The 15558-nt window shown below is 54.1% G+C and carries 12 protein-coding genes and 1 riboswitch; of the genes, 3 read left to right on the top strand and 9 right to left on the bottom strand.

Annotated features, from left to right (window positions below):
• The 3 genes from M0P74_14650 to M0P74_14640 form a co-directional block, all read left to right on the top strand.
• A partial coding sequence (locus tag M0P74_14650) for a hypothetical protein (GenBank protein ID MCK9364824.1) occupies positions 1 to 1736 on the top strand: 1736 nt, incomplete at its 5' end.
• Positions 1737 to 1778: 42 nt separating this feature from the next.
• Positions 1779 to 3398, top strand: coding sequence for a hypothetical protein (locus M0P74_14645; protein ID MCK9364823.1), 1620 nt, complete (start codon positions 1779 to 1781; stop codon positions 3396 to 3398).
• A 50-nt stretch (positions 3399 to 3448) separates the two neighbouring features.
• On the top strand, positions 3449 to 3760 hold the full coding sequence (locus tag M0P74_14640; protein MCK9364822.1) for an antibiotic biosynthesis monooxygenase: 312 nt from the start codon (positions 3449 to 3451) through the stop codon (positions 3758 to 3760).
• Positions 3761 to 3785: 25 nt separating this feature from the next.
• On the opposite strand, the gene M0P74_14635 is transcribed toward M0P74_14640, so the two are convergent.
• The 9 genes from M0P74_14635 to cheB form a co-directional block, all read right to left on the bottom strand.
• Positions 3786 to 4568 (bottom strand): NlpC/P60 family protein, encoded by a 783-nt coding sequence (locus M0P74_14635; GenBank protein ID MCK9364821.1) that lies wholly within the window; start codon positions 4566 to 4568, stop codon positions 3786 to 3788.
• A 278-nt stretch (positions 4569 to 4846) separates the two neighbouring features.
• The gene (locus M0P74_14630; protein ID MCK9364820.1) at positions 4847 to 6187 is read right to left on the bottom strand and encodes an HD domain-containing protein; all 1341 of its coding nucleotides are present in this window, start codon (positions 6185 to 6187) and stop codon (positions 4847 to 4849) included.
• A 148-nt stretch (positions 6188 to 6335) separates the two neighbouring features.
• Entirely contained in the window at positions 6336 to 7526 is a 1191-nt protein-coding gene (gene cytX, locus M0P74_14625; protein MCK9364819.1) for a putative hydroxymethylpyrimidine transporter CytX, read from the bottom strand.
• Complete coding sequence (gene thiD, locus M0P74_14620) at positions 7523 to 8479, bottom strand: bifunctional hydroxymethylpyrimidine kinase/phosphomethylpyrimidine kinase (protein ID MCK9364818.1); 957 nt, start codon at positions 8477 to 8479, stop codon at positions 7523 to 7525. Before thiD ends, cytX begins: the two co-directional genes overlap by 4 nt.
• The gene (locus M0P74_14615; GenBank protein ID MCK9364817.1) at positions 8476 to 9159 is read right to left on the bottom strand and encodes a thiamine diphosphokinase; all 684 of its coding nucleotides are present in this window, start codon (positions 9157 to 9159) and stop codon (positions 8476 to 8478) included. Before M0P74_14615 ends, thiD begins: the two co-directional genes overlap by 4 nt.
• A 72-nt stretch (positions 9160 to 9231) precedes the next feature.
• A riboswitch (TPP riboswitch) is annotated at positions 9232 to 9324 on the bottom strand.
• 113 nt (positions 9325 to 9437) lie between these two features.
• Entirely contained in the window at positions 9438 to 10580 is a 1143-nt protein-coding gene (locus M0P74_14610) for a SpoIIE family protein phosphatase (GenBank protein ID MCK9364816.1), read from the bottom strand.
• Between the two features lie 20 nt (positions 10581 to 10600).
• Positions 10601 to 12904 (bottom strand): hybrid sensor histidine kinase/response regulator, encoded by a 2304-nt coding sequence (locus M0P74_14605; GenBank protein ID MCK9364815.1) that lies wholly within the window; start codon positions 12902 to 12904, stop codon positions 10601 to 10603.
• A 14-nt stretch (positions 12905 to 12918) separates the two neighbouring features.
• The gene (locus tag M0P74_14600; GenBank protein MCK9364814.1) at positions 12919 to 14430 is read right to left on the bottom strand and encodes a hypothetical protein; all 1512 of its coding nucleotides are present in this window, start codon (positions 14428 to 14430) and stop codon (positions 12919 to 12921) included.
• 36 nt (positions 14431 to 14466) lie between these two features.
• Positions 14467 to 15498, bottom strand: a complete 1032-nt coding sequence (cheB, locus tag M0P74_14595; GenBank protein MCK9364813.1) for a chemotaxis-specific protein-glutamate methyltransferase CheB — start codon at positions 15496 to 15498, stop codon at positions 14467 to 14469.
• Positions 15499 to 15558: the final 60 nt, after the last annotated feature.

Raw genomic sequence — 15558 nt, 5'->3', positions numbered from 1 at the left:
GCAGCGTGAACCTGGCCAGTTTGGGCGCGGCGGCGGATGCCGGAGTGGCAGGCAGCCCGTACGATATCACGGCCAGCGCCGCCACCGGCGGCACCTTCACCGCCGGCAACTACACCATCAGCTATGTCGACGGCGCCCTGGGTGTGACCCCTGCGCCGCTTGGTATCGCGGCGAACAGCGCCAGCAAGACCTACGGCAGCGCGGTGAGTTTCACCGGGAGCGAGTTCAGCAGCAACGGGCTGAAGAACGGAGAGACGGTCGGCAGCGTGAGCCTGGCAAGTCTGGGCGCAGTGGCGACGGCCGGCGTGGCCGACAGTCCTTATGACATTACGGCCAGCGCCGCCACCGGCGGCACCTTCAACGCCGGCAACTACACCATCAGCTATGTCGACGGCGCCCTGGGTGTGACCCCCGCACCGCTGGGCATTGCGGCGAACAGCGCGACCCGGCTGTACGGCGATGCGAACCCGGCATTCAGCGCCACCTACACCGGCTTCCAGAACGGGGAGACTACTGCCGCCCTGACCGGTGCGCTGGCGTTGGCCACCCCGGCGGTGGCGGCCTCCAATGTGGGCGATTACGCCATCATTCCATCCGGTCAGAGCTCGATGAACTACACCATCAATTATGTCGATGGCATCCTGGGTGTGACCCCGGTGGTTTTGCTGGTGGCCGCTGACGCCCAGAGCAAGACCTACGGTACAAGCGATCCGGTGTTGACCTTCGGCATCACGGGGCTGGTGAACAACCCGGCACTCGGCATCGTCGATACCGCCGGTACAGTGCTTTCGGGGGAGCTCACGCGTGTCGGCGGCGAAACCGTTCCGGGCGGGCCATACGCCATCAGCAAGGGCACTTTGACTGCCACTAACAGCAATTACACCCTGAGCAGCTTTACCGGCAACAATCTCACCATCACGCCGGCGCCCCTTACTGTTGCCGCTGACGCCCAGAGCAAGACCTACGGCACGAGCGATCCGGCGTTGACCTTTGGCACCACGGGGCTCGTGAACAACCCGGCACTCGGCATCGCCGACACGGTAGATTCAGTGCTCTCGGGTGCGCTCATGCGCGGCAGCGGCGAGACCGTTCTGGGCGGGCCGTATGCCATCACCCAGGGCACTTTGGCTGCCAACAACAGCAATTACACCCTGAGCAGCTTTACCGGCAGTACTCTCGCTATCACGCCGGCGCCTCTTAATGTTGCCGCGAATCCTCAGAGCAAGCTCTTCGGCGCTGCCGACCCGGTCCTTACCTTTGGCGCCACGGGGCCGGTAAATAACCCGGCACTCGGAATCGCCGACACGGCAGATTCCGTACTCTCAGGCGCGCTCACGCGCGTTCCCGGCGAGAGTGCGTTGGGCGGGCCATACGCCATCACCCAGGGCAGCCTTGCGGCCAACAGCAACTACATCCTTGGCTTTACGCCCAACAATCTCATCATCACTGGTGCTGCTGCAGAGCCAATTTTGGGTTTCAACGCGGGGCAGATCATTTTTACTGGAATAATTAATAACGATTACTTCCATCGTCCGGGTAACTTCTGGCATATCTCTCTAAATTACAACAACGCTGACCCTGGATTCGACGTGATGAGGGGGACGAACGATTTGAACTCACGCTCAAGCCGAGGTTTGAATAGTTGCGATTCTGTTTCCGGGGGAGGGTATTGTGAAACCTGGTCATTCCCGGAGCAACGCGAGAAAGTCGATAAAAAGAAAGTCGATGGAAAATGAGCTTTTGCGCATGATTTTCCGGGTTTCAGGAGAGGGGACGACATGCCGTCAATGATTCGCTGTATGGGGCTTGCGGTGGTGCTGCTGCTGATATCGGCGCTTTCCTTTGCGCAGACACAGGCCGAGCGTTTCGATATTGATCGTTTCCAGATCGAGGGCAATACGCTGCTCAAGTCCGATGAGATCGAAGCGGTGCTCAAGCCCTTTACCGGCAAACAGCGCGAGTATGGCGACGTGCAGCGCGCGATCGAAGCTCTCAGGCAGCGCTATCGCACCCGAGGTTTCAGCGTGGTATGGGTGGTCGCACCCGAGCAGGACCTTGACCGGGGTGTAGTCACGCTGCGGGTCATTGAAGCGCGGATCGGCAAGGTCACCATCGGAGGCAACCGCTTTTTTGATGATTCGAACATCCGCTCTAGCCTTCCGGCGCTCAGGGAGGAAGTTTCGCCCAGGGCAGGGGATATTTCAGCGAACTCGCAGCTTGCCAACGAGAATCCGGCCAAGCAGGTGGACGTAGTGTTGCGCCCCGGCGAGAAACAGGGCGTGGTGGATGCCGCCATCGACGTCATCGACGTACGGCCGCTCAAGGCCTTCCTGACCTTCGACAATACAGGCAATCCACAGACGGGCGACTTTCGGCTCGGCGTCGGCGTGCAGCATGCCAACCTGTTCAACCGCGACCACGTTGCCACGCTCAACTACGTCACCTCACCGGGAAAGTGGGACCAGGTCAGCCTCTACAGCGGGAGCTATCGCCTGCCATTGTATTCGTGGGGCGCTTCAATGGATTTCATTGCCGCCTACTCGGATGTCAGTGCCGGCACCACACAGACCGTCGCAGGACCGCTCACTTTCTCCGGCAAGGGCACTGTTTACGGCTTGCGCTATAACCAGTTACTGGCGCGGCGAGGCGAGTATTCGCACCGGATCGTTTACGGTCTCGATTATCGTGCCTACGAGAACGAATGCGCACTCGGTAATTTCGACGCGGCTGGCTGTGGGTCTGCCGCAGTGGATGTCACCGTGAGGCCCATCAGCTTGGCATACAGTGGCAATTGGGCAAAACCCGGGCGGATATCCGACTTTTACGTTGCCTTATCGCACAATGTTCCTGGGGCGGCTAATGGGCAGGAAAGTGATTTCAACGCGGCGCGTCCGAGTCCGAATGGCGGGGATGGGGCGCCTTCCCGTTACACGATCCTTCGCTTTGGCACCAGCATGGTGAACGCCTTTGAGAGCAACTGGCAAGTCCGCGCCGCTTTCAACGCACAGTACACCCCGGATGCCCTCGTATCCGGCGAGCAATTCGGCATTGCCGGCTCGACCGCCGTCCGCGGCTTCCTGGAGCGCGAAATTGCCCGCGATACCGGCTGTTTCGCCAACCTCGAACTCTATTCGCCAAACCTGGTGGGCAAACTGATCCCCGGCGAGGGTAACCTGCGTGGTTTGCTGTTCTATGACATCGCCTGGGCTGCCAACAATCCGTTAGCCGGCGAAGAAAGACAACAGATTTCGATCTCCAGCGTTGGCGCGGGTTTCCGCTGGAATATCCAGAGGAACTTCAACATACGCTTCGACCTGGCGCGCGTCCTGGACGGCGGCGGGAGCAAGGAAGCCGGTGATCTCCGCGGGCATGTTTCGGTCTATATCGGCTTCTACTGACAGGTTTATAATTCGCACAGAGATTACTTGATAAAGGAGGAATAATTCTCGTGATTCTCTTAATAATAAGGGTGGAGGTTTCTTCCACGAAGCGCATGGAGCTCTTGCAGACAATTGCTTCACTGTCCGGGTCCATCAGGCTGGAAAAGGGATGTCAGCGTTGCGACTTCGGCCAGAGTATCGAAAATGAAAATAGTCTCTTTCTTCTTGAAGAGTGGGATACGCACGAAAATCTAATGACCCACTTGAAGTCGGAGCATTTTAAGGTGATCAGGGGGGCTATGAAGCTTCTCAAAAAGCCCTATGAAATGGTATTCTACACCGGTTTTCATCTGGACGGGATAGAGGAAATTTATAAATAAATTGCTTCTTACCGTTGGGGGTTCTTCACAGGTACGATTTAGCACCGACGAGGGTACGGCGGAAATAATCCCCTTCCAGGGTATCGATCCTTATTTTCTTTCCCCTTCCCGGGGCGTGAATGAACTGGTCATTCCCTATATAGATGCCGACATGCGATACCTTGCTTCCCACCCCGGCGAAAAAAATCAGATCTCCCTTTTGCAGCGAGGAAATTTCCACGGAATTTCCTGCCGCAAACTGCTGGCGGGAGTTGCGCGGCAAAACAATGCCATTGAGTTGATAAACGGTCATCGTCAGCCCGCTGCAATCGAAACCGGTCTCCACTGATTCACCGCCCCAGAGATAGCGAACCCCCAGAAAGCTCCGGGCGGTTCTGGCCAGTTCTTCCCGGAAATAGCCGTCGCCCCGCTTATCCCGCTGGAAAACAGCGTATTGCTCGGGGCTTACTATGTAGAACTCTTCTATTACCCCTTTTTGTCTTAGTTGCTCAGCACGGTCGCGGGCCCCCTTTTTCGTCGCAAAATTGCCGAAACGAACCTTATAGAGACCCTCGCGGGCGACAAAATAGGTTGAATCGAGTCCGCTATCCTTAAGCCGACTGGTAAAGGCCGCGGCGTTTTCGGCACTGGCGAAGGCCCCTGCCTGAATCGTGTATCCCAGGCGCGGCAGCTCTTTTTTTTCAATGGCTCTCTGGGGCTGCTCAGGGACGTGACGGAGGGATGGAGCGCCGCAACCGGCAAATGTCACCACGCACACAATTGCCAGAGCGCAAAGAATCGCCCCTTTTGCACCCGAACGCGCTCTCATAAAAAATGAAAGCAGATAATCAAGCAGGCAATTGCAAAACTCAAAAAATGCTATTACACCCGCGAGGGCGAAAGACCAGAAATTCCTAAAAACCCCCATGCCCGTGGGGCACAACGAAGCATGAAAATCCCCCCCATCCCCCCTTTGGCAAAGGGGGGATGGGGGGATTTTCACATAAAGACTGGTTTGTGAACACGAAGCTTCGCTTTCCCGCTTTCGCGGGAATGACAATTTCGGACTTTTGCAATTGGCTCCAGGCATAATCAATATCCAGCCGCTTAACCGGGCGCTTTGCCGCTCCCCCAGCGTTCGCGTACAAATTCCTGCGCCTCCCCGGCATCAACAATCTCCCCGGCAAGCTGCGCCTCTTCGACGGTAAGGAGCATCTCCTTGAACGCCGGGCCTGGAATAAAACCCATTGTTATCAAATCTTTACCTGTTAATAGCGGGGCCGGCCGGAGTTCCTCCACGGGATACTCCTGCATTTTTTGCAGACAGAATTCATAATAACCGAGCATACCGTGGCTTCCCAGACAGTCGAGGCGGTGGAGTTCAAGATGCAGGTCAAAATCGGGCATCCTCAGGAAGCGTTTCAGCCGGGCCATCCGCATCTTGGTGACGTTCATAAACATCATGTGTTCCCGAACAAGGGCGAGGATCGTCTCCCCATCCTGATTAGAGAAGCGCAGTCTTGCGAGTATCCCCCGCGCTGCCTCCACCCCCCGTTCATCGTGACCATAAAAGTGGACGCCCCTCTCGTCCTCGAAACGGGTAACGGCCTTGCCCACGTCGTGGAGTAGAACGCCCCAGGCAAGACGCAAATCGGCCTTGCCGTCCGGACGCGGCAAAAGCGCAAGCATCCGCAGGGTATGCTCCCAGACGTCCCCTTCCGGATGGAAAACAGGGGGCTGCAATACCCCGCGCAGAGCTTGAACCTCCGGCAATATCTCTTTCAAGAGTCCGGAATCGCTCAGGAGTTCCATCCCCCTTCTCGCCCCGCCGCCGACAAGGATGGCGGTTAATTCAGCGGAGATCCGCTCGGCGCTGATGCACTTGATGGCCGCTGCGTTGCTCGATATGGCGGCAAACGTGTCAGGATCTATCTGGAAATTGAGATTCGCCGCAAAGCGGATCGCCCGGAGCATCCGCAGACGATCCTCGGCGAAACGCCTCTCGGGAGCGCCGATCGTGCTTACAAGCTGTCTTTCTATATCATGGCGGCCATTTACATAATCGCTTATTTCGCCTGTCTGCGGGTTCATCAACAGACCGTTGATCGTGAAGTCCCGCCGCAGCACATCCTCCTGGACGGTAGCGAAGGAAACGCGGGAGGGCCGGCGGCCGTCATCATAGCCTTCCTCTGTGCGGAAGGTTGCCACCTCGTACGTTCTGTCCTTTTCGACTACCAGGATGATGCCGAAGTTCTCGCCCACCGGGATCGTTCTGGAAAATATTTTCCTCACATCTTCGGGTCTTGCAGAGGTTGCAATATCGTAGTCGCCCGGATTCTTGCCCCGGATAAAATCCCGGACACAGCCGCCGACAAAATAGGCTTCATGCCCGGCATCCTTCAGCCGGCGGACAATGTCGGCAGCAGCTTTAAAATCAGGAGTGGCCATATTTTCATCGAAAAATGAGTGCATAAATTATTGATTTACAGTGCTTTTTCTTTTCAGCAACCGCTGCGGACGCGACGAAGCGCGTCCCTCCCAATTTAATGGTTTACCCTCAGGGATGTTTCACCTTAAAAGACGCCTTTGACGCCATTTAAGCCGCCGCTTTCCGCCATTTTCTCAATAAAAAGTGGATAAGGGCCGTAAAAATAATGGTAGTAAGCGTAGCCCCGACCGGCAGATCGATTGCTTTTATCAGATAATAGAAGGAAATTCCAATAACAAGGGAAGCCGTGGCTGCGCCGTCAGCCCTTAGCTTGCGGTTGTCCTGTCTCACGACAAAGTAATCTACGAGCAGTATCGCAATCAGCGGCGAAAAAACAGAGCCCAGCAGATACAGAAAATCGGTATAACGGGCCATCGGAAAGATCAGGGCAACCAGCGTGCCGACTATGGCAAAAAGGAGCGCCGCAACCCGGTCGCTGATTTTGGGAAAGATATTGAGCAGCGATATTCCCGCGGAATAGACGTCAAGAAAGGTCGTCGTCACCGTGGAAAGCCCGATGATCGCCAGGGCCGTCAACCCCAGGTTCGCGGCCAGCATGATCTTCGTCGGATCAGGCGAGCCAAAGAGCAGCGCTCCAGCCAAGCCGATGAAATACATCCAGCAGCTCCCGATAAAATAGCCAAAAAACGGGGCAGTCACCGCCCCCTTTTTGGTCTTTGCCAGCGACGTATAATCGGAGATTAAGGGAAACCAGCTAAGCGGCATGATGATTGAAAGCTCAAAACCCATCCCGAAAGACCCCTTCCCTGTCGCCACTCCCATCGTCCCGGCCGGACTGGTGAAAATCACCACGCTCATCGCAATCGTCAAAACCAGCAGCAGCGAGGCCGCGACGGTGTTGATCACCTTGAATCCCCTGACCCCCCAGAATACCCAAAGCCCGACCAGAGCGCCGATCGCGAACGACATGACAACCGGATGGTCGAAATGATAGAGGGAAACGGCAATGCTGCTCATCGCCGCCCCCCCCTCGATGATCATGATCGCCGTCCAGCCGACAAGCTGCAGGATATTAATTGCCGAAATCAGGTAGGATCCCTGTTTGCCGAACGAGATCCGCGTCGAGGCAATGGCCGGAAGCCGCTCCCGGAAACCGATCAGACCTGCCAGCGCCAAAAGCGCGGTCCCGACCAGGTGGCCAAGCAGTATCGCCAGAATGCCCCGCTTCCATCCCAGTTCCGCAAGATATCCCCCCGTCAGCATCTCGGCGACGGAAACAGCCGCCCCGAACCAGAGAAAAAACAGACTCACACCTGTCAACCCGCCCTTCTCTTTCATGACTTAACCTCATTTTCCTGACTTTTCCAATCCTCCGGCGGCTTCGCATCGCCATTTGCGAAAAGCGGCGCCAGATGGTTGGTCGGTCCGTGCCCCTTGCCTATCCGCCAGGCATGCCGAATCGCCTCGGAGATATAGCGTTTTGCCCCTGCCGCCGCTGACGGCACATCCATTCCCTGGGCAAGAAATGTTGCTATCGCTGCCGAGAAGGTGCAGCCGGTGCCGTGGGTGTCCTGTGTGGCGAAGCGGGGGGAACTGAAAATTCTGAACCCTTCCGAGTCGCAAAGCAGATCGGTCGCCTCGCCGTCCAGATGTCCGCCCTTCACAATCACATATTTCGGCCCCAGTGTGCGGATAATCTGCGCAGCCTCCTTCATGTTTTCGATATTATTTATTTTAATGCCGGCCAGAACCTCCGCCTCCGGGATGTTCGGGGTAAGAACCAGGGCAAGCGGCAGGAGTTCAGCCACGAGCGTTGCCATCGCTTCTTCGCGGATCAACGCCGCCCCCCCTTTGGCAACCATAACGGGATCGACTACGAGTTTTTCTATCCCGTACTGCCGTATTTTGGCAGCCACAATTCTAATTATGCCGGAGGTGGACAACATCCCGGTTTTTGCCGCGTCAATCCCGATATCGGTCGCCACCGCATCGAACTGAGCGGCGACAAATTCCGGCGGGACTTCGTGAAGGGCGCTAACCCCCAGGGTGTTCTGAGCGGTAAGGGCCGTAACAACGCTCATTCCGAATCCCCCCAGCACCGTAATCGTCTTTAAATCCGCCTGGATGCCAGCGCCGCCGCCGGAATCGGAACCGGCGATCGTCAATACCCTCTTCGGTTCATATGAAAATCCCCCCATCCCCCCTTTGCCAAAGGGGGGCAAGGGGGGATTTTCATGCTTCGTTGTGCCCCACGGGCATGGGGGTTTGTGAACATTAAGCTCCGCGCTCATCCTTCCTCTCCTTCCGGGAAAACGTCCGGCTGGAAATACCTGATCGCCAAAAGCAGCCCCGAACCGATCTCTATTACTCCCCGGTTTTCAATAAGCCGGTTACTGACACCGTAAGGATAACCCATCTCCATTTCACTGTTTTTTAACGGATATTCAAAACCGCTAAGCGTAACCCCGGTTACTTTGGGGGTGACGGGCAAGAGAGAAACGGTCTGGCCTTTTTCCCCTTCCATAACCGTCTTGCGAGCGATCATGAAAACCTCGCACCACTGATCGACCAACTTGACCAGAACTGCCTGCTTCATCCCGCGGGAAAGAAGGAAAATATTCGCCAGCGTATGGTCGAGCCTTTTTCCCATCGCGCCCCATATCCACACCTCCGCAGGTTCGAGCCTAAGGGCTTCCTGAAGAGCCAGTTCCGTATCCGTTTCGTCCTTGCTTCGCGCATGCCGCACAATCCGGCATCCCAATTCTTCATAACGGCGGAGGGTTCCAGGGTCTATGGAATCCATGTCGCCAATCACAAGATCGGGAATCCGCCCGACCGCTTCGAGATGGCGGGCGCCTCCGTCGGCGCAGATAACCGCCTCCGGCGCTGTTTCCGCAAGCTTAAGCCGGAAAAATTCGCGCCCGCCCAGCTCCCCGCCGGCGACAACAAATATTTTCTTTACGGTTTCCACAACGTCTTTCGATTCATCCATATGAAAATTAAAAAAGCCGCACCCTAATAAAGGATACGGCCAAAAACGCGACAGGAAAAACCTATAATTCCCTACGCTGGCATTACCCAGATCAGGTTCAACGGGTATTATCTCAGCCTTATCCAGGCACCCCTTGCTTCAATGGCTATTTTTCTACTGCAAAAGCATTTCTTTGGCAAACATTTTTTTCAGAAGGCAAAAAGCCAACAAGAAACCAGTTTTGGGGGAATAAACCGGATATTGATTTTTATACCCTCTTACTTCCTTTTTATAACAAACATCGTGAGGTCGTCAGCAAACTTGCCGTTGTTGAAACCGGCCACTTTGGCAAATATCCTTCCCACAATTTTAGCGGGATCCGCCGGTTCCTTGAGCAAATCCTGAAGCCGCGCCTCTCCAAATTCCTCTCCTGATTCGTTTGTCGCTTCCGTCACGCCATCGGTATAAAGAAAAAAAATATCGCCAGGGCTGAATTGGTATTTTGCCTCGGTCCATGCGTCACTAACTTCCCATCCCATAACGGGCCCCGTGGACTCGATGGTCAGGATAGATCCGTTGGACACAATAAAGACTGGATTATGGCCGGCTGATACAATTCTGAGCTCGCCTAAGTCCCGGTCGAACACGGCATATACCAGCGATAGGAACATGCCACTGTCTTTCAAGATGTCACAGAACATGCGGTTAGCGGTCTTGAGGATTTGGATGGGATCGCGCATCGTGTAGCCGAGCGAACGGAATATCCCCTTGCTTACAGCCATGATAAGCGCCGAAGACGTGCTGTGTCCAGAGACGTCCCCCATGATGAAATGAATGCCCGCGTCTGTATCCCAGGCATCGAAAAAATCCCCTCCGATCTTGTCCGAAGGCTGGTAAAAGGTCCCCACGTCAACGCCAGGAAAGCTCAACCCGTGGGGCAGGATGTTTTTTTGTACGTTTTGGGCAAGCACCTTGTCCTTTTCGAGACGTTCGTTTTTCAACGCAATGTCCGCCATGAGCTTAAGGTTCTGCTTCTTCAGCTCATGCTTTTCCAGCACCATGGAAACGGATATGCTAACAGTCTCCTGAATGTTCTCATCCTTCAGCAGGTAGTCATTTGCTCCGCGGTTGAGGGCGCTTATGGCCACGGATATCTCATTATTGCCCGTAAGGATGATAACCGGCACATCGTCGCCTCTATCTCTAAGTTTGCCCAAGAGCTCCATACCACCCATATGCGGCATGTTCATATCTGAAATCACGAGCCCTATGCCGGGGTCTGCGGTGCATTTTGCGAAGGCCTCCACCCCATCTTCAGCGGTATCGACCGCATAATCTTCAGTCTGGAGGATATCAGCCAGCACATCCCGGATAAAAGAATCGTCGTCAACAACGAGTACTTTTGTCTTTTCTGAAACCATGGTATTCGAAATCCTCCTTGTCATCCAATCAGATTCTGAACCGTCTCCAGCAGGTTCGTCTGATCAAAAGCGCCTTTTACGATATACGCATTTGCGCCCACCATGATACCCCTTTTTTTATCCTCATCCTTCTCCCTTGACGTCACGATGATTACCGGCGTATTCTTATACGACTCGTCCTTCCTCAACCTTTCCGTAAGCGAGAAGCCGTCAAGACGCGGCATTTCCACATCGGTGACGACGAGGTCGTACCTTTGCTCCAACGCTTTCTCGATCGCTTCCATGCCATCTTCCGCAAGGTCAACAGCGTACCCATATGCCTCGAGAATGCTCTTTTCAATTTCGCGCGTATTAGCAGAATCGTCCACGACAAGAATGCGTATGGCGTCGGCCTCTTTTTTCGCCGGTGAATGTGCGCGCTTCGTCTCACCCGCTTCCATAATGAGCCCCGGAACGTGTAAAATATTTATGACCTCGTTCCGGCCTGTAATGGTAACCCCGGACACAAGGCGGATGTTTTTCATATGTGGAGGCAGTGATTTGATAACCATGTCTTCCTCGTCAAGCAGGGCATCCACGATGAGCCCAAGTTTTTCGTTGCCAACCCGCGTGACGAGGACCAGCAAATTGCCATTCTCCTCCTTCCCTTTGCCGACCAGATTGAGGACGGTCTCTAAGTGCACAACCGGGATAAGCTCCTCCCGCAGCCTTATTGCCTTTCTGTCCAGTACATTGATGATCTCTGTTTCGGAACCCCGTATAATCTCATCCACATAGTGGGTATTTACAGCAAATTTTGCGCCGGCGGCTTCAACCAAAAGCACGCGCATTACCGCCAGAGTCATCGGAACCCGGATCAAGAAACGGGTTCCCCGCCCTGCCATTGTTTCAATCTTAATGGAACCCTTCAATTCTTCGACGATATTTTTTCTCGCCACATCCATCCCGACACCTCGGCCTGAGATGTCAGTGATTATTGCACTCGTGCTGAAACCCGGCTGGAATATCAGATCCACGATTTCATCATCAGCCATGGCGTTCAGTTCCGTTTCGCTGAACATCTTTTTCCGCAGCGCCTTTTCCCTGATTTTCTCCAGTGAAATGCCGTTCCCATCGTCACTAAGCTCAATCAACACGCTCCCCGCGTCATAGCTTGCAAAAAGTCGTATGCTTCCCTGTTCCGTTTTCCCTGCCTTCAGCCTCTCATCCCGGCTTTCCGTTCCGTGGTCAACGGCATTCCTGAGCATATGGACGAGGGGGTCTCCGATCTTTTCGATCATTTTCTTGTCTAATCCTATATCCCCGCCTTCAATTAAAAGATCGACAGACTTCCCTTGTGATTGCGAAAGGTCCCGCACCATCCGGGGGAAGGTATCAAACACGGTCGCAAGCGGCACCATCCGGAGCATCAACGCCTTTTCCTGCAATTCCGAGGTCAAGAGTTCCTGCATATTGGCGTCATCACGCATGCTCAACGAAAGTTGCTTGAGGCTTAAATAGAGGGAACGTCCGGACTGGATGATTCCACTTAAGTTGCCATTGTGAGAAGCGTCAACCTGTTCGAGGCATGCCGAAAGGTCCATATTTTGCCTGGCCGTCCTTTCCGCTTCCCTTATGTCCGATAAGCGCTGTTTCAGTCTGTTCTGGTGCGATACAATCTCCCCCATGAGACGGATCAGTTCGTCGAGTTTCTCCGCATTGACCCGGATGCTTTCGGACGGCCTATGGCCTTTTTCTTTCAATGCCGCAGCCTGAATAGCATCGGACAGCGGCGCGTCTGCAACCGAAACTTCTTCGGGCTTTGGCGGTGCTGCCTCAGGCTTTTCTGTTTTTTCTTCGGCTACCGCTTGCACTTTGCTTAATTCGGCAGTCGGAATCGGGAGGGGTTCCGTGGCTGCCACGGAATTGACAGGGATAGCGCCGCCAACTGAGGCGAACTGACCATCCACGGCCTTCGTCAGCTCATCGCAGAGAACGATTGTATCCTCGTCCAACTTCTGTCCCGCCGCGACTTTGTCGATCATGACCGTGATACAGTCTATCCCCTTGAAAAGGACATTGGCGAGTTCTCGCGAATGGTAAAGCTTTTTTTCCCTCAGCGCCCCAAGCACGTCTTCCATCTTATGGGCCACATCGGTTATCGAATTCAGCTTCATCATCCGCGACGATCCCTTGATCGTGTGGGCGGAGCGAAAGACATCATTAATGGTTTCTGTATCTTCCGGGTGTTTCTCCAGACGCACCAGACCATCGTTAAGCTTATTGATATGATCGCGGGCCTCATCCACAAACCTCGCCATAAATTTCGCCATGTCCAATGCCATAAAGCTTTTTGCTCCTACGCGCTTTTCTGTTTCAAGTTCAGCATATTGTGCTGACAGAGGCGCTTGATCCGATCGGCTGAAAAAGCGAGAAGAAAGAAGTTAAGTCCATGATTTACCCCATCGGCCTTGTTCAGTAAATTAATTGCAATCCCATACTCACGGAGGGCATTTTTAAACTCTCGCCGGACAACGTAAACTTCCGCGAGATTGAAATGCCCCAGCCAGCATGACGATTGTATATAGAGGGCCTCTTGAAATCTCTTGACAGCCGCTTCGCTTTCATTGCGCTGCTTGGCAAGCAGTCCCATAAGGATATGCCCTTCCCTGTTCCACCGGTCTATTTCAATGCTCCGCAGGCAGACCAGTTCGGCCTCATCAAGTCGTTCCATCATGATGAGTATTTCTGCCTTAAACAGATACCCCTTGACGAAAGACGGATCCTGAGCCAAAAGCACATCAATGCATCTGAGCGATTCTTGATAGTTCTTGTTTCTTGCCATGACCAGTGCATCTTCAAAAGAAGTGAGCTCCGTCCGCGTCTTATCGTACATCTTGCTGCCCGCCGGCCTTGTTGTTTGCACCGCTCTCGTAGGCAGATTAACATGCGGGAGACCTTGAGGACTGGCGACAACGGCAGGTCTAACCGCTTTCTTTATCTCTGCATCCGGGAACGATTCACGTGCGAATGACGTCTGTTTAATTCTGCCGCCGTTGGAGAGGTCGACATTCTTCTGATAGCAAAATACACCGTCCAGATCGATGAGGGGCAAGACGCCGTGATTGTGCGAAAGCGTCTCTGTGGCGCTCACGAACAGCCATCCCTTTTCCCGCAGGAGCCTGGCCAGCTTGTCAAAAATACTCCGCTGCGTTTCGGGTTCGAAATAGATGGACACATTCCGGTAAAAAATGACGTCGCTGTCGCACAGCACATCCGGGTATCGGTCGCTCATGAGATTCAATTTCATGAATGTAACCTTTTCCCTCACGAAATCCCTGATCCTATGGCGGCCATCCGCCGTTGGTTCAAAATACTTCTTCCACAGGGCCGTCGGAAAGTCCCGGAAGGAAAAACCAGAGTATACCCCCTGTTCCGCTCTGGCGATTGCATCACTGTCGATATCTGCACCGATGATTGATATGAGTCCTCTGATGCCGTCGCCGTATTTCTCCAAAAGTTTGATCATGACCGAATAGGGTTCTTCCCCTGTCGAGCAGCCGGCGCAGAAAATACGGACGGGCTCTCCGGGTTTTCTTCCCGCAAGCATTGCCGAAAACAGCCTGTTCGCCAGAAGGTCGAGGTGGACCGGTTCCCTGAGGAAATAGGTCTCATTGATGGTGAGAAGATTGACCAGGGAGCGGAACTCGTCTTCATCCTGCACTATACAGACAAGATATTCGGTGTCCGTCGTCATTCGGCGCTGCGACATCCTGGCGCGAATGCCGTTGGCGAGCATCGCTTCCTTCTCCGCCTCGAAATGGAGCCCACTTCTCTCCTTTACAATTCTCTTGAAAGGCTGGATGTCCATAAAAAATCCTTAGACAATTCGATCATCTATATTTTATTAAAGCGGACTCCCTGCCACGAGTGAAATTATTTCTCTGCTAATTTCGTCCAGCGGCAGTATCTTACCGATGCATCCGCTCTCGATAGCAACCTTGGGCATGCCGAAGACAATGCAAGTCTTCTCATCCTGGGCGATGGTCGTTCCTCCCCATTCCCATATCTGCTTCATCCCCCCGACACCGTCGCTTCCCATCCCGGTCAGTATGATTCCTATCCCCTTGGCCTTATAAGCCAGGGCAACGGATGACAACAACCGGTCGCAGGAAGGGCGGTAGAGATCAGTCGGGTGACGTTCTACAAAGACTACTTTCTTCAGAATACTGATTTCCATATGCCTTTCGGAGGGGGACACATATGCCGTTCCCGGAACGATCGTTTCGCCTTCTTCCGCCACCTTGACCTTCACCTTCGAGACCCGTTTCAGCCATTCCACAAGCCCGGGGATGAACCCGTCCGAATTATGCTGGGCAATGACGAGGGGGCAGGGAAACGTTTCCGGCAATGCCGATAAAATGATGGAAAGGGCTTCAGGCCCCCCCGTGGAGGAGGCAATGGCAACCACTCTGTCTGATGCCATCCCGGCAAACACCGGCAGCTTTTCGACAGACCTTTCTCTCAAGACGTGCTTCCCGCCTATGTGCGTGATGACCTTGATCTTTGACAGTAGTTTTATTTTCTGTATGAACTCCTGTGCCTCTGCCAGATTCACGTCCGGCTTCACCACGAGATCCAGCGCCCCTTTGGATATGGCGGCATAGGCGGTATTCGCGTCTCCCCGCGTCGTGACCACAAGAATGGGGCGGGCGTTTGTGGCCATGATTTGCTCTATTGCCTCAAGCCCGTTCATGACAGGCATTTCGATATCCATGGTGATAATATCCGGCTTCAGCTCCCTTCCCTTTTCCACAGCCTCCTTGCCGTTCTTCGCCTCGCCGACTATGGCAATTTCATTGTCGGTGGACAAAATAGCAGTAATAAGTTCTCTTGCAAGATCGCTATCATCGACCACCAATACGCGAATCTGTACCATACCGATATCTCCCTAAGATTTCATCCCTCGTATTGCCGCTTAGCGTAAATTCATACAACG

Source organism: Syntrophales bacterium (assembly GCA_023229765.1).
Classification (GTDB): domain Bacteria; phylum Desulfobacterota; class Syntrophia; order Syntrophales; family UBA5619; genus DYTH01.
The sequence above is the reverse complement of the archived record's forward strand: the minus strand, read 5'-3'. Positions and strand labels throughout refer to the sequence as shown.